The sequence below is a fragment of the Syntrophotalea acetylenica genome (assembly GCF_001888165.1).
GTDB lineage: Bacteria > Desulfobacterota > Desulfuromonadia > Desulfuromonadales > Syntrophotaleaceae > Syntrophotalea > Syntrophotalea acetylenica.
The window spans coordinates 2,538,559-2,559,403 of sequence record NZ_CP015455.1; the positions used below are offsets into that span (position 1 = coordinate 2,538,559).

Sequence of the window (20,845 nt, forward strand, 5' to 3'; positions counted from 1 at the left end):
GAACGCGCCTGGCGGATCAAGGCGCATTCCGGCAGGGAGCTCCGATGGCCGTCGGCCGCTTGTGCCAGGAAGCGGGTACGCTGGATGCCACCAGCGCCGCCATGGCGCGCATAAAGCCGGCATCATCATTGAACGCAGCAATGCGTTCAAACCGCTCCAGGCCCTTTCCCAGGGCATACTTCTTGTAGCCATGGTCAATTTCATACAGGGTTTCGACGTGGTCGGACACGAAGGAAATCGGCACGATCAGCACCTGCCGGCACCCTTCGACCGCCAGGGCATCGAGGGTTTCGGCAACGCTCGGCCCGATCCATCGCACCGGTCCGCTACGGCTCTGGAAAGCCAGCCTGGAGGAACACTCCGGCAGCCGCTCCAGAACCCCCCGCATGGTGGCCCGCACCTGGTTCAGATAAGGATCGCCCCGCAGAATCAGGCTTTCCGGAACCGAATGGGCGCTGAACACCAGCACCACCTGGCGGCGCCGGTCGGCCTCAAATCGGCGTAATCCTTCCCGTACGGCATCGGCAAGGGCATCGAGATACGGCGGCCAATCGAACCATTCGGGAATCAGGCGATAATCAAGATCGGGGCAGAAACGCACGGCGTTGCGGCAGAAATCGTTAATGCTGCTGCCGCTTGTGGCCGTGGTGAAGTGAGGGTAAAGAGGCACAACCGCGGCACGCCGCACCCCCTCTTGCCGTAGCCGGTTGAGAACCTGCGGCGCGCGCGGCCCCCAGTAGCGCATGATGACCTCCGGCTGCCAGCCTTCGCCGAGCAGCCCGGCGATACCACGGGCCTGGTATTCCGTCCAGTGCCGCAAAGGTGAAGCCCCGCCGATCGCCTGATAGGCGCGCCGCGCCCGGGGCGCGCGCAGTCTCGCCAAAAGCCGGGCAAAGGGACCCTGCAGCAGAGCCCCGCCAGGCAGTCGGATCAGTTCCCGGTCGGAGAAAAGATTCCGCAGAAACGGCTCCACGGCCAGAAGGGAATCCGGCCCTCCCATATTGAGCAGCACCAGGGCGGTCTTTTCGGCCATCCCGGCCTCGGTCCGCCATAGGGGGCGATTCATGCCAACCTCCCTCAACGCTGACTGAGGCGATGGACGCAATCGACAAGAAATGCAGCGTTTGCGGGCGGCACTTCGGGCACAATCCCATGGCCGAGATTGAAAACATGCCCGGGCCGGCCGCCATTTTCATCCAGAATGCGCCGTACTTCAGACTCGATGACGGCTTGCGTCCCCAGCAATACCGCGGGATCGAGATTTCCCTGCACCGCCACACCGTCACCGAGAATTTCCCGGGCCTGTCCCAGACCGATTCCCCAGTCAAGACCGACGACATGTCCACCGGCCGAGGCGACAAGATCGAGCATGGTGCCGGCGCCTTTGACAAAATGGATCAGAGGCACTTCCAGATCCTCGAGCGCGGACAGAAGCCGACGGCTGTAAGGCAGAACGTAACGTCGGTAATCGGTCGGAGCCAGAATCCCCCCCCAACTATCGAAAATCTGCAGGGCCTGGGCACCGGCGCTGACCTGGGCCCGCAGATAAACGATGCTGGCATCGGTTATTTTATCCATCAACCGCGCATAGATTTCGGGCATCCGGAACATGAGGCTTTTCAGAGCCAGAAAATGGCGGCTGCCGCAGCCTTCAACCATGTAGCAGGCCAGGGTAAAAGGAGCGCCGCCAAATCCGATCAGAGGCACGCGTCCCTCCAGTTCCCGTCGCAGCAAGCGGATGGTCTCCAGTACAAATGGCACATCTTGCTCCGGTTGCAGCAGGCGCAGGGATTCCACATCGGACGCCGTGCGCACCGGCGGATTCAACACGGGAGCCGGCTGGTAATGCAGATGCTGCCCCATGGCTTCCACCGGAATCAGAATATCGGAAAACAGGATGGCGGCATCGACACCCAGGGCGTCGACGGGTTGCAGCGTGACCTCGGCGGCCAGTTCCGGGGTCTTGCACAGGTCGAGAAACGCAACCCGCTCCCGGATCGTTCGATACTGGGGAAGATAACGCCCGGCCTGCCGCATCAGCCACACGGGAGTGCGGCTTACCGGTTTGCCGTAGCAGGCCCGTATGAAATCATGATTTTCTGCCATCGACCTGATCCTTCGGAATATTGCGCGCGCCCGGCTGATAACTGCAGAAGGGCTCCTCCGCAAGGTAATCGCCATAGACGGCATCGGCCCGTGCGCGGCAACCGCCGCAGACCCTCAAGTATTCGCAATTGCCGCATTTGCCGCGGTAAAGGCTGAAATCCCGCAACTGCCGCAGGATCGGCGCATCGAACCACAACCGGCGGAAAGGTGTATTTTTGATGTTGCCCGCCGAACGTGGAAAATAGGAGCAGGGTTTAACCTCGCCGAAGGCATCGATGAAGCAGATGCTCTGTCCGGCCAGACATCCCTTCCCGCCGCCGGTGGAAAACGACAGGCTGCGCCGCTCCAGAGAGCGCCCCTCGGCCTGCGCCAGTTGCGGTGCGATGCGGTAATAGTGGGGCGCGCAGGTCGGACGCATCAGAATATCCTTTTCGTCCCGTTCCTGGCGGTAGTGCCAGGCCAGTATCTCTTCGTAGTCTGGCCCGCTGATCAGTTCCTCCATGATGGACTCTCCCCGTCCGGTCGGAACGATCATGAACAGATACCAGGCCTGCGCCCCGAGCTTTTTGGCCAACTGGAAAGTGGCGGCGATATCGCTTTGGTTGCGCTTCGTAAAAGAGGAGTTTACCAGAAACGGTATGCCATTGCGGCGCAAAATGCCGGCGGCTTGCACCACCGCATCGAAAGCCCCGGGACAGCGCCGGAAATCGTCATGCACGGCGGCACTGGAACCGTCAAGAGACAAAGAAACCATGCGAATCCCCGTGGCCAGCATGTCCCTGCAGACACTGTCGGTTATCAGGGTGCCGTTGGTCGCCATGCACATGCGCAGGCCCTGGGCGGTTCCGTAGTCGGCAATCTCGAAAATATCCTTGCGCAACAGCGGTTCGCCACCGGACAAAACCATCACCGGGCGCGACACGGTGCAGATGTCATCGATCAGTGCAAACGCCTCCCGGGTCGAAAAATTGCCCTCGGAAGCGTGCGAATCGGAGGAGCAACGGCAGTGAATGCATTGCAGATTGCAACGCCGGGTTGTTTCCCAGGCAATCCACTTGGGCAGAAATTCTGTTACGAGATCACTCACTGGCATCCTCACCGGAAAAAAGGGGCCTGATCGCGCAATAGTACATCACAACCGGGGGGCGCGACAAGCGCTGCCGCCAGACTGGCACAAGGACCTATAAAAAAACGGGGTCCGCCATGGCTCGCCCCGTCGTTTTCGATTTGTATTTTCCGGCAATCAGGCATTGACCGCCAGGCTCTGTTTTTGCTGATGAGACAGCATAAACAGTTCGTCGAAAATGGCCTGCACCGTGGTAATGCGGTCGGCCTTCCAGGCGTTGGTTCCGCAAAACACCAGACCGGTGTCGACATCGCCGCGCTGAGCCCTGTCGAGAGCGCCGATAATACAGAAGCGTTCCCCGGTTTCCTTGAAAGTGCATTTTTTCAAACAGGCACAAGCACAATCGCAGCCGGCGTCGAGATCCCGCTGGCGGATGCGGTCGATATTGCCGACCAGCGCCCGCCCCGGCAGGCCGGCAGGACTCATGATCAGACCGATGTTCTCGGGGCGGCAGTCAAGATAGGCCTGTTTGAAAGCCGGATCGGCATCGCACTCTTCGGTGCACACAAAGCGGCTGGCCATCTGTACCGCATCGGCCCCCTGCGCGAGAGCCTGCAGTATATCCTGCCGGTCCCAGATGCCTCCGGCGGCGATAACGGGCACATGACGCTGATGTACCTGCTGAAAGTAGGCCTTGACCTGGCGGACCGTTTCATACTGATCATAGCAACCGGTGCCGATATTTTCCGGCTTTTCCCCCAGATGTCCTCCGGCCGTATCGGGATCTTCGACCACAACCGCATCGGGAAGGCGATGGTGATTCTGCAGCCACTTGCGTGTGATAAGCTGAGCGGCACGCACCGAAGAGACAATCGGAATCAGCGCCACATCGGGATAATCAGCGGTCAAGGCCGGCAGGCTCATGGGCAGTCCGGCACCGCTGACAATATATTTGGCGCCGGCTTCGCAGGCGGCCCGAACCATAGCATCATAATTGGTCACGGCTACCATGCAGTTGACGCCAATGACGCCGTCAGGGGCAATCGCGTAGGCCTTGCGGATCTCATCCTTGAAGGCCTGTATATCGGCAGCGAAAAAATTGCGGCCGGTGTAGTAGGGACTGTTGACGCCGATTCCGGCGGCCGCAATCGTGCCGAAACCACCGCAGCGGGCGACGTGTCCGGCCAACCGCCCACCGGATATCCTCACCCCCATGCCGCCTAGAATCAGGGGAAACGGGGTGGAATATCGGCCGATGACCAGTTTTTTTACGGCGGTGTCTTTCATGATCGCATCTCCGGGTAAAAATCTCTCATATACTGTAACGTCCGTCATGGTACCAGAAAGTCGCGCCGCCAAATGTAATAGTTGTGTAAAACCCCGCACCGGCACAGGTGTTTCCACCCGCCTTTTCTCTTGTCCGGGACGGCCTGCGATGGTAAACAGGATGCCATGAAAACTTGGCGACGCATTTTCAATCCCCTCATGGCGCTGATCGGCATCCAGCTGGCCTGGGTGCTGGTGGTTGTTTCGTGGGTGACCTGGTTTTTGCAGAACCATCGCAAATTGCGCTCCCTGGCGGAAAAATACCACCCGGAGCTGCTGCTGGGTCGCTACGACTGGCTGCTGCTTGTCGAAGGGCTCGTGCTGCTGGTGGCGATTCTGGCCGGGGTCTATGTCATCTTTATCTACTGGCGCCGGCAGGTCTCGCTCTATCGTGCGCAAAAACAGTTCATATCCCAGGTCAGTCATGAACTGAAATCACCGCTGGCATCGCTGCAGCTGCACCTGGAAACCATCCGCATGCGGCAACCGGATCCGGACCGCCTGCAGGCGTTTCTCGACACCATGCTGGAGGATACGGTACGGCTCAACAATATGGTGGACAACATGCTGACCGCCAACCGCCTGGAACAACGCTGGCCGCGCCTCGACCTGCGTCTCGGCAACCTGTCTGCAGCCATCGAACAGTATCTTGAAGGGCAGTCGGCCACCCTGCCCGCCGACTGCCTGCTGGAAACAGCCATTGAACCGGAGCTGTTCTGCTATTTTGAACCTCTGGCAATTGAAACCATCCTGCGCAACCTGCTGGAAAACGCCATCCTCTACGCCAATGGCAAACCCCGCATCCGTGTCGAGCTGCACAAAACCGGGAACCGCTGCCACCTGACCGTAGCGGACCATGGGCGCGGCATCGACCCCAAGGAGCAGAAAAAGGTATTTCGGATGTTTTATCGAGGTTGGCACGATGGCGAAACCATTCGCGGTTCGGGGCTCGGCCTGTTCATCGTGCGCACCCTGGTATGGCGGCACCGGGGCAAGGTCTGGCTGGAAAGCAAGGGCAGGGACCAGGGCACCACCGTGCATATCCTGCTGCCCCGCAGCCTCCCCCCGGCGGGGGCGGGCACGCTATGAAAGAACCGTATATTCTGCTCGTGGAGGATGAACTCCACATCGCACGCGGACTTGTTTTCAATCTGGAACAGGAAGGCTACCGGGTTATACACGTCACCTCCGGGGAACAGGCCCTGGAACAGGCCCCGTGGCACCGCTGTCTGATGGTCATACTTGATTTGATGCTGCCGGGAATCGGCGGACTGGACGTCTGCCGCCGGATTCGCGACCTGGACCCCCGGCTGCCGGTTTTGATTCTGACCGCCATGGGCAAGGAGCAGAACCGCATCGCCGGTCTTGAAGCCGGGGCGGACGATTATCTGACCAAACCTTTCAGCCTGACCGAGTTTCTGCTGCGGGTGCGCGGTATGGTCAACCGCTCGAGGTGGTATCGCGACATCTCCGGGGACGCTCAGGGTTTCCGCTTCGGCGACAATTGTGTCTACCTGCACCAGCGGCGCGCCACCACCGCGCAGGGCAATCTGGATCTCACCGATCTGGAAGTGCGCATGCTGCGGATCTTTTTAGAAAATGAAGGTAAAATACTGTCACGCGAAGAGCTGCTGGCGTCGGTCTGGGGTCTGTCTCCGGACACCGAGACCCGCACCCTGGACAATTTCATTGTGCGGCTGCGCAAATACTTCGAAGCCACGCCCGGCCATCCGCGGCATTTTCTCACGATACGCGGCCGGGGCTATAAATTCTGCCGCAACGGCACCGCTGTATCCGGCGACGCATAAAAAAACGGGAGAGCTTTAAACTCTCCCGCGATCGATCCCGTCAACGCACGGCTGCATTATTCGCCAAGAACTTCCTTCCGGAACGCATCCAGCCCCATTTCCTGCACGAACTTGCCGATACGGCCCTTGCGGTTCTGGGACTTGAACCAGGCAACGACCTTGCCGACAATTTCGATAACCTCCTCGTCGGTAGGCACATGTTCCACGAGTTTCTGGGACAGCCGCGGCAAACCGCCGCCATTTCCGCCGACCATTACATTCCAGCCCTTGGGTGTGCCAATAAGCCCGACATCTTTGATGCAGGCTTCGCCGCAATCGTTGGCGCAACCGGAAACACCGATTTTGAATTTCCAGGGCAACTCCATGCCATGGTAGGCATTGTCCAGTTCCAGGCCGACACCGACCGAGTCCTGCTGACCACGCTTGCAGAAGGTGGTGCCCGGACAGATTTTCACGGAACGCACACACATGCCGATGGCCGCGCCCGGTTTTTCGCCAACAGCTTCCCAAACCGCGTCAAGCTGGTCTTCGGCAAGACCGACGATGGCAATGCGCTGGGCGCTGGTCAGTTTCAGGGCCTTGGCGTTGAACTGCTCGGCCACATCCGCGATTTTGCGCAGCGTGGCGGGCGAAGTGATGCCCCCGGGGATATGCGGAGCAACGGCGAAGGTTTCCTGGTCGCGCTGGACAATGGCGCCCTTTTCCAGCAGATCTTTTTTCATGATGGAATCTCCTCTTCATATAATGTGCATTGTGGAAACGGCAAAAAACCTGATCTTCTTCAGACGATAAGCCGATCAACCTGAGCCTGGAGTTCATCGAGATGAAACGGCTTGGACAAAAACCCCGCCACCTGCATTTCCTCCGCCCTGCTGCGTTCGGCTTTCTGGTCCTTGGCCGTCAGCACCAGGACCGGACATTTTTTCAAAAGGACATCGGCCCGCAGGCTGCGAATCGTTTCAAAACCGTCCATGCCCCCTGGCATCATGATATCCATGATAACGAGATCGGGCGATGTGCGTCGGGCTATCTCCAAGGCATGCTCACCGCTCTCGGCAAGCAACACCTCCCGGTCCGCGGTTTCCAGCGTGATCCTGAGCAATTGCCGGATGGTCGGCTGATCATCGACTACCAGAATTTTTTTCACGTCGCCACCCGTTGCATCGCTCCGATTGACTTGCCGTCGCCGCCTTGTCGCCCGGGCCATAATAAAGCAACTGCAATCGTGGGGCAAGACTCTCTTAACCTGAAACACCTAACCTTCCCCCTGCCCTTGTGTCCCTGAAGGGGTACCAGGCATGCCTTGCGCCAGAGACATGGGCCCGGATGTCACTGGTTTTTGCGATGCTCAGAGCATATCCAGCGGATCGACATCGACGGTCAGGATCACCGCGCGCGGCAGAATGCGCCGCAGCCTGGCCAAATGCGCCAGAAGGTGCCGCAGAGGCGGGCGCAGAGGCGCCTTGAGCAGTATCTGATACCGGTTTTTACCGCGCAACCGCGCCAGCGGACAAGGAGCAGGACCGAGAATTTCAACCCCCAGGCCAATGGCCGCGTCCGCAAGCCCCTCTGCCAGACTTTCCGCCATCGACTCGACCTGCTGACGATCCGTGCCGGAAAAGACACAATGGGCAAGAAAACCGAAGGGCGGATACCCCAACTCCTGCCGCAGGCGCAGTTCCTCCCGGGCAAAGGCCAGATAATCGTGCCGAGCACAACAGGCCAGGGAAAAATGCTCCGGGGCATAGGTCTGCACATAGACGCGCCCGGGACGTTCGCCCCGGCCCGCCCGGCCCGCCACCTGGGTCAACAGCGTGAAGGTGCGTTCCGCGGCGCGAAAATCCGGCAGATTGAGAAGGTTATCGGTCTGCGCCACCCCCACCAGGGTTACGCCAGGGAAATCAAGCCCCTTGGCCACCATCTGGGTGCCGACCAGAACATCGATGGAGCGGTTTTCCATGGCTGTCACCAGGGACTGATGCGCCCCCTTGCGCCCGGTCGTGTCCCGATCCATGCGGGCAATCCGCGCCGTCGGCAGCAAATCGCGCAGCTCCTGCTCGAGACGTTCGGTGCCGGCCCCCTCCGGCAGCAAAGCCGCCCCATGGCAGGTGGGACACTGTTCCGGCGGCGGCTGGCGATAATCGCAGTAGTTGCATCGCAGCACTTTCTGGGACAGGTAAAATGTCAGGGTAATGTCGCAATGGGGACAGCGCAAGGCATTGCCGCAATCGGCGCACAGAAGATACGGCGCAAAACCGCGCCGGTTCAAAAGCAGCAGAGACTGCTCACCGCGCTCCAGGTTGGCCAGCAGCGCCTGTTTGAGTGGTTGCGCAAGAATCCCCTCGGGGCGTTCCCGGCCCAGGTCGATCAATTCCACATCCGGGAGCGGCCGGTCAAGAACACGCTCCGGAAGCGACAGGTAGGCAAGCTTGCCCTGGCGGGCACGGTAAAAGGTGGTCAGTGCCGGCGTCGCGCTGCCCAGCAGCACCAACGCCCCCTCCATCTGCCCTCGCATCAAGGCCAGATCCCGGGCATGATACCGAAAACCGTCTCCCTGTTTGTAGCTCGATTCGTGCTCTTCATCGACTACGATCATTCCCAGTCGCCCGAGAGGCGCAAACACCGCCGAACGGGCGCCGATGACGATATCGACGTCACCGCGGGCCACGCTGCGCCAGGCATCGAATCGCTCCCCGGCGGAAAGTCCGGAGTGCAGCACCGCCAGGCAGACACGATCGCCGGCGAACCGGGATCGAAACCGGCTGACCAACTGCGGCGTAAGGGCAATTTCGGGTACCAGCACCAGAGCCTGGCGTCCTGCCTGCAGGACCTTTTCAATGGACCGCAGATAAATCTCGGTCTTGCCGCTGCCCGTCACCCCGTGCAGCAACATCGGCGCGAATCCCCCGGCATGCATCGCCTGTTCAACCTCCGCGAATACCTGCTTCTGGGCTTCGGTCATCGCCAGGCGGACATCGGCAACCGGCGGCAGGTCCGCAAAAGGGTCGCGCAAACGCTCCCGCTGCTCTTCCAGCACAAACCCTTGCCCGACGAGAGCCTTGAGGCTGGCGTGGCAGCCGGGGAACAACGCCAGCAGATCCGTGCGGGAGGCACAGGATACGCGGCGCAGATGCGCGAGCAAAGTACGCTGGCGGGGCCCGCGCGGTTCACCATCTTTTGGAGCAGGCTGATAATGGCTTTCCATCAGCACGCTGGCCTCGTTCCCCGTGGAGAGGCCGACAGGCAAGGCGGTGCGGATCACTTCTCCCAGAGGATACTGGTAATAATCCGCCGCCCGGCGAAGCAGCTCGACCATACCCGACGGAAACAAAGGTTCCTCACCAAGCACCTCAAGCAGCGGCTTCAGGCGATCCGTCTCACCCGACCTTATGGCAATGACATAGCCGATGGCGGTGCGCCGCCCCAGGGGAACTTTCACCCGCATGCCGATGCGCAACGAATCGGCCAGGGCCTTCTCGACCAGATAGGAAAGGGGTTTGTCCAAGGGGGCCGCTACCGCCACCTCTGCAACCAGTCCGCGCATCGGTTACTGCTCCTGATTCTTGTGTGACACCCCCTGTCGGAAACTTGGTCAGCAGGGGATTGGGGAGGGTTGGTCAGGTTCCGCGATCATGCTATAGTAGAGCGTCGATTTCACAGGTAACGGCAGAGCTGCCGTCAGGAGTAAAAACAACCATGCCTCGCACCCGGCTTTCCATAAAACCCCTGTCCCGGAGGCGCTTTTTGATCAGCGGGGCGACCTTGCTCGGCGGCCTGCTGGCGGCGGACGTCACCTTGCGCCAGCCACAGGCCCTGCGCGTGGAACGATACGCCTTCCACACCGCAAAGATGCCTGCGAACAAGGAATTGCGCATTGTGCAGCTGTCCGATCTGCACCTGCACAAGCCGGAAAAGTATCACGAACGCATCGCCGCGACGGTCGCGTCTCTACGCCCCGACATCATCCTGCTGACCGGAGATTTTTTTGAACAGAGCCGCAACCTGGAAGGGGTGCTCACATTTTTGAGAACCCTGAGGGCACCCTCCGGAATTTTTGCGGTACAGGGCAACTGGGAGTACTGGGCCCGCCTCGAAGGGGAAAACCTGAGACGGCAATTCACCAGAGCGAACGTCACCCTGCTGATCAACCGGCGCCGGGACATTCAGATACGCGGAGTGGCTTTGTCCATCCTGGGCCTTGACTATCCTTCCTCCGCGGATCAGGTTTCCGGCCTGGTCCATGCCAGCAGCCCCGACCGCTTCAACATCATGCTGTCCCACGTCCCGGCCTTCGACCATCAGCGGCTCGACGGGCGCATCGACCTGATTCTGGCCGGACACACCCATGGTGGGCAAATTCGGCTGCCCTGGTTGCCACCGCTGTATCTGCCACGGTTTTCCGGCGCCTTCGTCGCCGGTTTCTACAAAGTGGGCCGGAATGGCACCCCCCTGTACGTCAATCGCGGTCTGGGCACCAGTGCCTTGCCGGTTCGCTGCCTGTGCCCTCCGGAGATCACCCTGTTCAGGCTGATGGCCCCGCTACCGACGAAGCCATCCCCGCCAGGCATTCCTGCAAAAACCTCAGCTCATGCATCAACCGGCAAAACCCCTCGCCTGTAAGGCTTTGCGCACCATCGCACAAAGCCTTTTCGGGAGCAGGATGGACTTCGACCATAAGGCCATTCGCACCAGCCACCAGCGCGGCCCGTGCCATGACCGGTACCAGAAAACGACGTCCGGTAGCGTGACTGGGATCGACAATGATCGGCAGGTGGCTCAGGGACTGCACCAGCGGGATCACCGACAGATCGAGGGTGTTGCGGGTGGCGGTTTCAAATGTGCGGATCCCGCGCTCGCACAAAACAACCTGGTCGTTGCCCTCGGCCACAATGTACTCGGCCGCCGACAGAAACTCCTCTACGGTTGCGCTCAGCCCGCGCTTGAGCAGCACCGGAAATCGCAATCTTCCGATTTCCTTGAGCAAATCGAAATTCTGCATGTTGCGGGCACCGATCTGGAGCATATCGACATGACGGCAGGCCATCTCAAGCTGCTCGATACGCATCACCTCGGTCACCGCCGGCAACCCCACCTCCCGCGCCGCGACATGCAAAAACTCCAGCCCTTGCGCGCCCAGCCCCTGAAAGGTGTGAGGCCCGGTACGCGGCTTGAAGGCTCCTCCCCGCAGGATATGCGCTCCGGCCTCCTTGACCTGCCGGGCGGCTTCCAAAATCTGTTCCTGGCTCTCAATCGAGCAGGGCCCCGCCATCACCACCGGCGGGAAACCGTCACCAAGGTTTACCGAACCAACCCTGACTACCGTCGGCGCGGGATGAAAATCCCTGGATACCAGTTTGTAGGGCTTGCTGACATGGATAATCTCCATCACGCCGGGCAAATCACGGATTGTGGCATCATCCACATAACCCCGGTTGCCAAGCACACCAATGGCGATACGCTGGCCACCGGGAATCGGCTGGGCCGTCAATCCGAGAGCGGCCACAGCCTGCGCTACGCAACGAACCTGCTCTTCGGTCGCGCTGTGATGCATGACGATAAGCATAAAAAAACCTCCACGCCGGGAACGTAACATAAACAGGATGCCGCCGGACCCGAGCCGCGCAACCTTTTCCGGAAGGGCACAAGGCCCGTCCATGCTCCGAGGCTCCAGCCGCACACAAGACTGGCATAGATCCGAGCTCCGGATGGATACAGCGCAGCTTTCATATGGGAAACGAGCCATTTATTTCTTGTGGCAAGGGAATCAGGGGATTGCGCGGAACCGCACAAGCAAACCTGCGGATTGACGCCGCCACGGCGGGAAAGGGCCGTTCCCGGATGAAAACAAGACTAGCTCCGAAAGCAGTGAAACACAACTTTTTTCAGCCACGCGGACGAAGGGCCGCCTGGCTGTGGGTTGCAAAAACTTCTTGCCTTGAATAAAGTCTGCTTATATTCTACGGGCTTTTCCAAACGATCAGGATTAAACATGACACAGCGCATGATCGAAATCACATCGCCCTGGTTTCTCGCGGAGGAGACACTCGCCATCCCGACCGATTTCAGTGCGGTGTTCGGCAACAAGAATCCCCTGGCCCTCGAAATCGGCTGCGGAATCGGGGATTTCATCACGCAACTGGCAACCCGGCAGCCACAGCGAAACTTTATTGCCATCGACATCTACAACAAGGGCTGTCTAAAAACCTGCAACCGGCTCCAACAGAACGGCCTGAGCAATGTCCGCGTCATCCGCACGGAAGCACGCTATCTGCTGGCACAATTTCTGACGCCTGAAAGCCTGGCGGCGGTCTACATCAACTGTCCGGACCCCTGGCCCAAAAAGCGCCACCGCAAAAGACGCCTGGTCAATGGCGAATTCCTGCTGGCCCTGCTGCGCGCGATGCGCCCCGGCGCCGATTTGTTTTTCAGCAGCGACGTCGCCGATTATGCTCTGGACGTGGCTGACCAGCTACAGAACCTGCCCGGGTTTGAAAACCGAATGTCAGCCCCCGTTGCATTTGAACTGGCTGACTACCCCTTATCAAAATACATGCGCCGGTTTCTGGCCCAGGGTCAGCCGATCCATTTCATCCACCATCGGCGGCGGGTCGGCGACACCGGCCACGCCATGCCCCCGCAGCCGGTGAGCAGGGGATTTCGCAGTGCCTGGAGCGAACACCATGCCTAGATATCTGACGGCGAACTTTCCCGGCATCGGGGGAACCATTAAAACATCTCCCGAAGACTTTCTGGTGGAGGAACTGCCACTCTACCCTGCCTGCGGCGAGGGGGATCACCTTTATCTCGAGGTGGAAAAACGCGGCCTGACGACCTTTGAATTGCTCAAACGCCTCGCACGCGCGCTCCAGGTCAATGAAAGGGACATGGGCTACGCCGGGCTCAAGGATGCCCAGGCCACGACGCGGCAGTTCATCTCGGTGCCGGGATGCCCTGAAGAGCGCGCCCTGGCCCTCGATCTTGATGACATACGCATTCTTTCGGCCCGCCGGCACCGCAACAAGCTGCGCCTGGGGCATCTGGCCGGCAACCGCTTCACAATCACCGTGCGGCAGGTTGACCACCAGGCCCGGGAAAAGGCCCTCGACATACTGCATGTGCTGCAAATGGCGGGTGTACCCAACTTTTTTGGAGAACAGCGCTACGGCGTGCTGGGTAATTCGCACAGGATCGGCCAGGCCATCGTGCGCCAAAATTATGCAGAAGCCATCGCCCAGATCATCGGCGATCCGGAAAAAATCACCAACCCGGACTGGCAGCATGCCGCCCGACTGTTTTGCGCCGGCCGCCTGAGCGAAGCTGTGGCCGCCCTGCCCCGGCGGATGCGCCACGAGCGCGACCTCATAACATGCCTGCAACAGGGCGCCTGCGCTGAAAAAGCGCTTCGCCGCCTGCCCGCAAAGCTGTTGCGGCTGTATCTGTCCGCCTATCAGTCACACCTCTTTGACCGCCTGGTAACCATGCGGTTGGACAGCCTCGACACGCTCTGGCCCGGGGATCTTGCCTACAAGCACGACAACGGCGCCTGCTTTCTGGTAACAGACCCGGCCGCGGAACAACCCCGCGCCGACCGCCTGGAAATCAGCCCGTCTGCCCCCTGTTCGGCTACAAGGTCAAATTGGCAGAGAGCCAGGCCGGCATTCTCGAGCAAGCACTTCTGAGCAAAGAAGCGATCGACCTGAAAGACTTTCGCATCGGCACCGGGCTGTCCATGCCCGGCGAACGCAGACCTTTGAGAATCCCCGTTGCCGAAATCGACGCGCGTCAGGAAAGCGACCAACTGATCTTGTCCTTCGTTCTGCCAAAAGGCTGTTTCGCCACCACCGTGCTACGGGAAATCATGAAAACGGAACAGCAGCATCAAGCCCCCTGAAACTGGCACGCCACTTGCTCACCCATCTTGGTTCCGCCTGCAAATCAAAAGAGGTTCCGCAAATAAACGGTTAAAGCGCACCACAGAAAAAAGGTCGGGGAAATACCCATGGTTATTGTTGACATTTGTAAAACATGATTTTATATTCAAAAAAATATTCATTCGAGTATTCTTGCGAAAAGGCGGGGAAGATTTTAGAACAACCGGCTTCCCCCTCCCAGACAACACGCACCCCTAACATTACATTTATCCGGCATTGGCCGGCAATCTGCACCCAAGAGGGATCCGAAACATGGCAAAAAAAGAAAAATCCGAGTATATGATTCAAGCGGTATCGCATGCCCTCGACCTGCTTGAACAATTTCACGGCGACGATGTGGACGAATTGGGCGTTACGGAACTCAGCAAGCGCCTAAGATTACATAAAAACAATGTTTTTCGGCTTTTGGCGACGCTTGAATCCCGTGGATACATCGAGCAGAACAAGGTTACGGAGAACTATCGCCTGGGGCTTAAATCTCTTGAACTCGGCCAGACTTTCATCAAAAAGATGGGCCTGCTGCACCAGGCCAAGCCGGTACTCGACAGTATCGTGGAGGCGTGCAACGAAACCGCCTATCTGGCAATTTTCAAGGAAGGCCACATCGTCTACCTTGACGTGGTCGAAACACACCTTACGGTGCGCGTCGTCTCCCGCGTAGGCTCCCGCCTGCCGGCATATGCCACCGCCGCCGGCAAAGTGCACATGGCCTACATGTCGGAAGAAGAACTGGACAACCTGCTGCCCACGGAAGAACTAAAGGCCTATACCGAATACACCATCACCGACCGCGGCAAGCTCAAGGAAAACCTCAAGGAGGTCACGGAAAAAGGCTATGCTCTCGACAACGAGGAACTCGACCTCGGAGTCCGCTGCGTAGCCGCGCCTATTCGTGACTACACCCGCAGGATCATCGGTTCATTGAGCATTTCCGGACCGTCCATCCGGTTTACCGACGAACGTATCCAGGAAGAACTCATGCCTCTGGTGGTCAAGGCTGCTGACGAACTCTCCACCCGCCTGGGTTTTCATAAAAGCTGAAAACTACCGCCAACCGTACCACCGGAACATATGCCAGCAGCCCGAAAATGTTCCGGGCTGCACCATATAGAGCCGTTTTTCACGTTGCGTAATGTAACAGGGGAAACGGCTCATCGCTTTTTGCGGAGCAAGCATGACACGCGGGAAAAAAAATGCACCGGGTTGCCCCCAGCCCATCGCAGAAAACCAGGCATTTCAGCTGCGCCCGGCACAATCAGGCAAACCGGGCGTGCTGCTGATACACGGTTTTACCGCCTCCCCCTGGGAAATGCGCCCCCTGGCAGAGCATCTGTGCGGGTCCGGGTACCATGTCGCTGCCGTCCGCCTGCCGGGACATGGCACCAGCCCCGAAGACCTCTGCCGGCGCCGCTGTGAGGAATGGATCGCGGCAGCCCGCGAAACTCTCGACATCCTGGGCAGAGAAGTTGGTCAGGTCCACGCTATGGGTTTGAGCACCGGAGCCCTGGTTTGCCTGGCGCTGGCCGCCGAGAGGGAGCTATGCAGCATGGTCCTGCTGTCGCCTTTTCTGGCCATGCAGCACCGGCTTGCGCCTCTAACCGGCCTGCTGCGATATTTCCGCTCTTACCAGCACCGCGAGCTGCCCGATCATCTCTCTCCATATTATTACGACCGCCGCCCCCTGAACGGCATCTATCAGATCTGCCGACTGATCGGCAAAATCAAACCGCTCCTGCCCCGCATAACCACGCCGACCCTGGCGATCAACGCCCTTGGCGACCGCACGGTCCGCGCTGAAAGTGGCTACGCCCTGTTTCAGCGACTGTCCAGCCCTTGCCGGGAATACCACATGTTCGGCCCCGGGACCGGGCATGGCCTGGCCGCCCCCGACCAGCCATCCTGGCAAGCCATGCTGGACCTCATTCTGCGTTTTCTGGCCGCACTGGACCCTCCCCGGCCATTGAAACCAGGCGCGCCATAAGTAGCACCACCTGGCGACGGGTTTGTGCCAGGGTGCCGTTGTTATCGATGACATAGTCAGCACGGCGAATCTTTTCCGGCAGGGGCATCTGGGAGGCGATGCGCGCGCGCGCGGCGGCTTCGTCCAGATGATCGCGGGCCATCAGGCGCTGCAACTGAATATCTTCCCTGACTGCGACGACCGCCACGGCGTCGACCTGTTTGTCGGCGCCAGCTTCAAACAACAACGGCGCATCATAGATGACAATCCGAGCGCCGTGTTCCGCCAGTTCGGCAAACCGCTGACGGGCCAGTTCGGCGATGGCGGGATGGGTTATGCGATCAAGGTCACGGCGCGCCCGGGAATCGGAAAAAATCGTTTGCGCCAGCCAGGACCGATTCAAGGATCCGTCCGCGCAAAGCACCGCGTCGCCGAAACGCTCAACAAGACAAACCAGAACAGGCGCACCGGGTGTGACAATCTCCCGAGCCAGGCCATCGGCACCGACCACGTCAGCCCCCAACTCCCGAAACATCTTTGCCACAACACTCTTGCCACTGCCAATGCCGCCAGTCAAACCCAGAATCATCATGGCAACTCCTTTCAGACCGCCTCTTGCCTACCGCCCGCCGATGGCCTATTTTGCCCGACACAAAAGCTATTTACAACCACCGCACGAAACGCTAAGGTAAAGATTCAATTAAAAAACACAAGTTTTTCTGGAAACGGCCCCGTGACCACAGAAAGCCCCCCCAACAATCTCTGGACCTGGCGCTGGCAGCCCTGACCCGCTTGATCAAATTGATCAAGGCGGTACGTTTCTACCCACCCGAGCACCCGACCCTCAAACTGGTTGGAGACGAAACACTGGAAGCATTTCGGCCCTTGCTGCAAAACGGCAACCTTGCGGTAACGGTGCGAAAGGACGGGATTCTGCACCAGGGCGAAACAATCGGGCGCTCCCACGGGGGAATCCGCAGCCTGGCGCACTTTCTGTTTGCCAGGCGCATCCAACAACTGCTATTCCTGCCCGAACTGACGGTCAGGGACCTGATGGTGTTTTCCCGGAATGTGGTTCGCAAAACCTCTGACATTCAGCAGCAGGGCGGCCTGCAGGAAGCGCTGCTGGCGGAACAGGCCACAGGCATATGGATCAACGAGATCGACCTGTCCGTCATACGCGACGTCAAACAGCGGCTGCAACAGCGGGAAGAGGCCCTTTCGGCCGGCAGCGAAGAAACTTCCGAATCGGAGAACAAAAGCGACAACCCGATGCTGCATCAGGAAGGTATAGCAACTGAAGCATGCCAGGAAACTGCCTTCGACAAACACCTGCTCGACCAGTTATCTCTGGAACAGGTCCTCGTCCAGCTTCCCCGGGAAGCCTCGGAAAACCGTTTCCGGCAACTGCTCGGCGTGCTTCCGGACCTGGTGCGCCGGCAGCTTGTCAATAAGGATCTGACTCTGGTTCTGCAGACCTATCGAACACTTGCCGGACTACACGGCAACCGGCGAATCAACCAGTCCCGGCGAAGTGAAATCATCAAGTGTCTGGACCTGCTGACCCGACCCGACATCATCGCCTTTTTGATCGAAGCCCTGTGCAACCGTACCTCGGCAAAGAATCTGCGGTTGCAAACCATGCAAACGCTCATATTCTTGCGCTACAGAACCATCCTGCCACTGATCGAGCGACTGACAGAAGAAAATGATCCGCTGGCACGCAAATTCCTGTCGACAGCATTGGTGGAGATCGGCACTCCCGCCGTACCCGACCTGCTCAGGATCATGACGGACGAGCGCTGGTATGTGATCCGCAATATCGTCGCCATTCTGGGGCAGATCGGAAGTCAGCACGCCGTGCCCTATTTAAAGCCCCTGCTGTGGCACAAGGATCTGCGCATTGCTCGGGAATCGGTCCGGGCTCTTGCGCGAATCGGAGGCGCGCAGGCGCTCGAAGCCCTGCTGCAACTGATTGACAGCGGGCAGCAAGACCTTTATCCTCAAGCCATCATTGCCCTGGGCATCATGCGCGATCCGATGGCCGTATCAAAGCTGGTCGGGATCATGACATGCCGCGATCCATTTCGGAAAAAAACCGAAATGAAAATTGCAGCCATAAAAGCGCTGGGCCGCATCGGTTGCATCGATGCGGCCCCCGACCTGGAACGCATGGCGAAGCGCCGGTTTTTCTGGAGCGACAGACGGCGCGCCGCGCTGCGTATTCAGGCCATCGCTGCACTCGGCCAGATCCGCGCTCCTGCTTCACGTCCGGTATTGGAAACCATCAGCCAGGAGCGCGATCAGCGTATCGCCCAATGCGCGGCAAGAACACTGAAACTGTGGCCGGACCGATAACATGCATCTTGATCCCCTGAAACAACTCGCCAACAATCTGTCCGGCGCACTCAAAGGGCTGCGCCTTTACCCTGTCGAACATCCGATCATCCAGAAACAGCTGCGCGAAACAGCGCGCGCAGCGGGCACCCTTTTACAGGAACATGAACATCTGCGCATCGGCGTTCTGCAGGACACCCTGTTTATCAACGACCACCTGTTTGCCGATCCGCATCCTGCCGCGGAGAGCTTGTGCCGCCTGTTTCAGGAAAAGCAGCTTGCCGGGCTGGAGTTTCTGAAGGGCATTCCAGAACTTGAGTTCCGGCATTTTCTGCAGTTCATGAACAGCCCGGCTCTGGGCCAGGAAGATTTTCAGGCACTGTTCGACAAACACCAGGTGCGCCATATCCGGTTTCTCCCGGATGAAGCCGAGGAGGACGATGACCGCCAATCCGCGCGCAAAATCTTCGGCCGGGCGCTGAAGGTGGTCAACACTATTTTCAAGGATGTGCGCATGGGCCGCATTCCGTCCTCGGCTGAAGCTCACAAAGTCGTCAAAGACATGGCCCGCATGACCCTGGCCGACCCCCATGCACTGCTGGCTTTGAGTCTTCTGAAAAATTACGATAATTATACCTTCACCCACTCTGTGAACGTGTCCGTCCTTGCTCTGGCCATCGGCAGGGCAGCCGGTTTACAGGAAGAACAACTGCGCATTCTTGGCATCGGCAGCCTGCTGCACGATATCGGCAAACTTAAAATCGATATATCGATCATCAATAAACCGGGCAGGCTTTCTGAAAGCGAATTTGCCGAAATCCGCAAACATCCACGCATCGGAGCCGATATAATTCAGCAAATGGGGGATGTGATCGAAGCGGCAATCGCCATTGTCCTTGGGCACCACCTGCACTTCGACCGCAAAGGCTATCCCGGCGATGTCACAATCAGCGGATCCTACGACCTGATCGACATGACCACCATCGCCGACAGCTATGACGCCATCACCACCCTGCGCCCCTATCAGCGTCCCACCACCCCGCGCGAAGCCATCAGGCATCTGATGAAAGAATCCGGAACCATGCTGCATCCGGACTATCTGAAAAAGTTCGTCGCCTCCCTCGGCACGTACCCGGTCGGAACCCTGGTGCGCCTCGACAGCAACGAAATCGGAGTCGTTGGCCGCGTCGGCACCGACAACCCCGATTGCGTCCAGGTGAAAATTCTGTTCGACGGCGCAGGTGCGCAGCTGAATCAACCGAGGTTGATCAACCTTGCCGCGGACGAAAAAAAACGGATCGTTTCCGAAGTCGATCCGTTCCTCAAGGGCGTCGATGTCGTCGACTACCTGTAGTGCGCAATGGCCAGATTCAAGGTCAAGGCTCAACCTTCAGCCGTAACCGGCGCCGCCCCCCCCCAAACAGCCCAGAACCTTCATGGCAGTACATCTTACCCGGGTTCTGCTGTCGTCCGCCAGGCGCAGCACGGCGCCTTCGGCTTCGGCAAAACCGATTCGTGCCAGCGACTCCAGCGCCGCAACAACCAGCTCCTCGTCTTCATCCGCGAGCGCGGTCGACAGACAGGGCACAAGGCGGCGATCACAGAAATTTCCCAGAGCGGTTGCGGCATGCACCCTCACCGCCGGGTGTGGATCCTTGAGATGACGCACAAGAAATTCCAGCACCTTGATATGCCTTTTTTCACCAAGCACCTGAATAGCTGCGCAGCGCAGGTCGGCATCGGCGACCCTGAGCGCCGCCAGCAAAGGCGGAAAAACCTTCGGACTGTGGATTTTTTCAAGCGCGAAAATAGCCCGCACCTGCTGGCCACGATTCCCGGCCCTGAGAACCTGAAGGATATCATCCAGGCTCTGCACCGCTTCCAGGCGCTCCAATGCCTCGGCCGCCGCCACCCGGACCTCCTCATCCTTGTCGCGCAACGCTTCCTGCAAAACCTGTCGCCGGCGTTCCAGCATCACCATTCACCTTTTCTGGTTATCACGGCATGGTGCGAAACCGATCGGCCCCCTCCACCTGACGGCAGATAATCACGCATGCCCGAAATAGAGTCAGCATAAAACAATTCCGAAAAACGTAGCAGAAAAGCTCCCGGCAAACAACGCCCCAGAATAAAAACATCGTTTTATCTCTTCGGGAAGTCTGCCATAATGGCCGAAAAGCCAGGCCGCAGCACGGAAAAACCGCACACGAAAGAGAACCTTTCCTATTTCAGGGCGCACACCGTATACAATAAATTGTCCGCAACGCAACGTATTGGTTGAATTGCCCCTGCCAAACTGCTATGATCCGCA

At 59.1% G+C, this 20,845-nt stretch carries 18 protein-coding genes and 1 pseudogene; 9 read left to right on the forward strand and 10 right to left on the reverse strand.

Annotated elements, in window-relative coordinates; all coding sequences use genetic code 11:
* Window positions 1-16 precede the first annotated feature (16 nt).
* The 4 genes from hemH to A6070_RS11830 form a co-directional block, all read right to left on the reverse strand.
* Window positions 17-1,066 carry a ferrochelatase gene (gene hemH / locus A6070_RS11815; protein ID WP_235605457.1) on the reverse strand — a complete coding sequence of 350 codons (1,050 nt, stop codon included), beginning with the start codon at window positions 1,064-1,066 and terminating at the stop codon, window positions 17-19.
* 11 nt (window positions 1,067-1,077) lie between these two features.
* Window positions 1,078-2,106, reverse strand: a complete 1,029-nt coding sequence (gene hemE, locus A6070_RS11820; RefSeq protein ID WP_072285948.1) for a uroporphyrinogen decarboxylase — start codon at window positions 2,104-2,106, stop codon at window positions 1,078-1,080.
* On the reverse strand, window positions 2,090-3,193 hold the full coding sequence (locus A6070_RS11825; RefSeq protein ID WP_407703132.1) for a radical SAM protein: 1,104 nt from the start codon (window positions 3,191-3,193) through the stop codon (window positions 2,090-2,092). The genes hemE and A6070_RS11825 overlap by 17 nt, the downstream gene beginning before the upstream one ends.
* Window positions 3,194-3,349: 156 nt before the next feature.
* Window positions 3,350-4,459: an NAD(P)H-dependent flavin oxidoreductase gene (locus A6070_RS11830; protein WP_072285950.1), complete on the reverse strand. Its 1,110-nt coding sequence runs from the start codon at window positions 4,457-4,459 to the stop codon at window positions 3,350-3,352.
* Window positions 4,460-4,624: 165 nt separating this feature from the next.
* Between A6070_RS11830 and A6070_RS11835 the strand changes: the two genes are divergently transcribed.
* A complete protein-coding gene (locus tag A6070_RS11835; RefSeq protein ID WP_072285951.1) occupies window positions 4,625-5,587 on the forward strand; it encodes a sensor histidine kinase in 963 nt (320 codons plus the stop codon).
* Window positions 5,584-6,306, forward strand: a complete 723-nt coding sequence (locus tag A6070_RS11840) for a response regulator transcription factor (protein ID WP_072285952.1) — start codon at window positions 5,584-5,586, stop codon at window positions 6,304-6,306. Before A6070_RS11835 ends, A6070_RS11840 begins: the two co-directional genes overlap by 4 nt.
* A 56-nt stretch (window positions 6,307-6,362) precedes the next feature.
* Here the strand turns inward: A6070_RS11840 and A6070_RS11845 are convergent, their stop codons facing one another.
* The 3 genes from A6070_RS11845 to priA form a co-directional block, all read right to left on the reverse strand.
* On the reverse strand, window positions 6,363-7,028 hold the full coding sequence (locus tag A6070_RS11845; RefSeq protein ID WP_072285953.1) for a nitrite/sulfite reductase domain-containing protein: 666 nt from the start codon (window positions 7,026-7,028) through the stop codon (window positions 6,363-6,365).
* Window positions 7,029-7,087: 59 nt separating this feature from the next.
* Window positions 7,088-7,453 (reverse strand): response regulator, encoded by a 366-nt coding sequence (locus tag A6070_RS11850; RefSeq protein WP_072285954.1) that lies wholly within the window; start codon window positions 7,451-7,453, stop codon window positions 7,088-7,090.
* 201 nt (window positions 7,454-7,654) lie between these two features.
* Entirely contained in the window at window positions 7,655-9,850 is a 2,196-nt protein-coding gene (priA, locus tag A6070_RS11855) for a replication restart helicase PriA (RefSeq protein ID WP_072285955.1), read from the reverse strand.
* A 152-nt stretch (window positions 9,851-10,002) separates the two neighbouring features.
* Here priA and A6070_RS11860 point away from each other — a divergent pair, with 152 nt between their 5' ends.
* A complete protein-coding gene (locus tag A6070_RS11860) occupies window positions 10,003-10,926 on the forward strand; it encodes a metallophosphoesterase (protein WP_072285956.1) in 924 nt (307 codons plus the stop codon).
* Here the strand turns inward: A6070_RS11860 and aroF are convergent.
* Window positions 10,829-11,869, reverse strand: coding sequence for a 3-deoxy-7-phosphoheptulonate synthase (gene aroF, locus A6070_RS11865; protein WP_072287989.1), 1,041 nt, complete (start codon window positions 11,867-11,869; stop codon window positions 10,829-10,831). The two genes, A6070_RS11860 and aroF, sit on opposite strands and share 98 nt — an antisense overlap.
* A 426-nt stretch (window positions 11,870-12,295) precedes the next feature.
* On the opposite strand from aroF, the gene trmB reads away from it, so the two are divergent.
* The 4 genes and pseudogenes from trmB (at window position 12,296) to A6070_RS11885 (ending at window position 16,218) form a co-directional block, all read left to right on the forward strand.
* Window positions 12,296-12,994, forward strand: a complete 699-nt coding sequence (trmB, locus tag A6070_RS11870; RefSeq protein ID WP_072285957.1) for a tRNA (guanosine(46)-N7)-methyltransferase TrmB — start codon at window positions 12,296-12,298, stop codon at window positions 12,992-12,994.
* A pseudogene (gene truD, locus A6070_RS11875) lies at window positions 12,987-14,197 on the forward strand (tRNA pseudouridine(13) synthase TruD). Before trmB ends, truD begins: the two are co-directional and overlap by 8 nt.
* 292 nt (window positions 14,198-14,489) lie before the next feature.
* On the forward strand, window positions 14,490-15,278 hold the full coding sequence (locus A6070_RS11880; RefSeq protein ID WP_072285959.1) for an IclR family transcriptional regulator: 789 nt from the start codon (window positions 14,490-14,492) through the stop codon (window positions 15,276-15,278).
* A gap of 133 nt (window positions 15,279-15,411) precedes the next feature.
* Entirely contained in the window at window positions 15,412-16,218 is an 807-nt protein-coding gene (locus A6070_RS11885) for an alpha/beta hydrolase (RefSeq protein ID WP_072285960.1), read from the forward strand.
* On the opposite strand, the gene coaE is transcribed toward A6070_RS11885, so the two are convergent.
* Complete coding sequence (coaE, locus tag A6070_RS11890; RefSeq protein ID WP_072285961.1) at window positions 16,157-16,789, reverse strand: dephospho-CoA kinase; 633 nt, start codon at window positions 16,787-16,789, stop codon at window positions 16,157-16,159. The two genes, A6070_RS11885 and coaE, sit on opposite strands and share 62 nt — an antisense overlap.
* 200 nt (window positions 16,790-16,989) lie before the next feature.
* On the opposite strand from coaE, the gene A6070_RS11895 reads away from it, so the two are divergent.
* Window positions 16,990-18,555, forward strand: a complete 1,566-nt coding sequence (locus A6070_RS11895; RefSeq protein ID WP_072502091.1) for a HEAT repeat domain-containing protein — start codon at window positions 16,990-16,992, stop codon at window positions 18,553-18,555.
* Window position 18,556: 1 nt separating this feature from the next.
* Entirely contained in the window at window positions 18,557-19,888 is a 1,332-nt protein-coding gene (locus A6070_RS11900) for an HD-GYP domain-containing protein (RefSeq protein ID WP_072285963.1), read from the forward strand.
* Window positions 19,889-19,924: 36 nt separating this feature from the next.
* Here the strand turns inward: A6070_RS11900 and A6070_RS11905 are convergent, their stop codons facing one another.
* A complete protein-coding gene (locus tag A6070_RS11905) occupies window positions 19,925-20,515 on the reverse strand; it encodes a HEAT repeat domain-containing protein (protein WP_072502092.1) in 591 nt (196 codons plus the stop codon).
* Window positions 20,516-20,845: the final 330 nt, after the last annotated feature.